The organism is Rhodococcus sp. EPR-147, from assembly GCF_001647185.1.
Classification (GTDB): Bacteria; Actinomycetota; Actinomycetes; order Mycobacteriales; family Mycobacteriaceae; genus Rhodococcoides.
Map to the genome: position 1 here is coordinate 1 of NZ_LVCU01000212.1, position 1,015 is coordinate 1,015.

Below are 1,015 nucleotides of genomic sequence, written 5' to 3' on the forward strand. Positions count from 1 at the left end.
GAGTACCGACAGAATGGAACCGACGTACGAAAAACAAGAACGACCCCGCTGGTGGCGGGGTCGTTCTTGGTTCTTCCGAACCGGGCGACGGGGGGATGCGCGGCGCCCGGCAGGTATCACGCCTTGGCGGCGTGCTTTTCGATGATGACCTGCTTGTCGGCAGGTCGCTCGTCCTCGGGGAGGTGGTCGTCGACCATGGTCTCCTCGTCGAACGGCAGGCCGCCGTCGAGCACGGTGTTGACCCGATCCTTGTCGATCGTCTTGGTCCAGGTGCCGACCAGCAGGGTGGCGACGGCGTTACCCGAGAAGTTTGTCAGCGCGCGGGCCTCGGACATGAAGCGGTCGATTCCGACGATGAGGCCGACTCCGTCGAGCAGTTCGGGGCGGTGGCTCGACAGTCCGCCGGCGAGTGTGGCCAGGCCGGCTCCGGAGACTCCGGCCGCACCCTTCGAGGCGATGATCATGAACAGCAGCAGCGAGAACTGCTCGCCGATGGAGAGCGGCATGTTCATGGCGTCGGCGATGAAGATCGAAGCCATCGTCAGGTAGATCGCGGTGCCGTCGAGGTTGAACGAGTATCCGGTGGGGACGACGATGCCGACGGTGGTGCGCTCGACTCCGACGTGCTCCATCTTGGCGATCAGACGCGGCAGTGCCGACTCGGAGGAGCTGGTGGCGACGATGAGCAGGTACTCACGAGCCAGGTACTTGACCAGCTTGAAGATCGAGAAGCCGGAGACGAAGCGCAGGATGAGGCCGAGGAAGAAGAAGACGAAGATGAAGCAGGTGATGTAGAAGGCCAGCATCAAGGTGCCGAGCTGGATGACCGCGTCGAAACCGGTCTTGCCGACGACACCGGCGATGGCACCGAAAGCGCCGATCGGGGCGAGCCACAGGATCATGGTCAGGATGCGGAAGACAAGCTTCTGCGCTGCGCCGATGCCCTTGAGAATACCTTCACCCTGCTTGCCCATGGCCTGCAGCGCGAAGCCGACGAGGATGGCCACGAAGAGCG

The 1,015-nt window shown here is 63.4% G+C and carries 1 protein-coding gene; it reads right to left on the reverse strand.

Annotated elements, in window-relative coordinates:
* Positions 1 to 116: 116 nt before the first annotated feature.
* Positions 117 to 1,015 (reverse strand): cation:dicarboxylate symporter family transporter (locus A2J02_RS10460; RefSeq protein ID WP_156516179.1); only part of this gene is annotated, 899 nt, incomplete at its 5' end.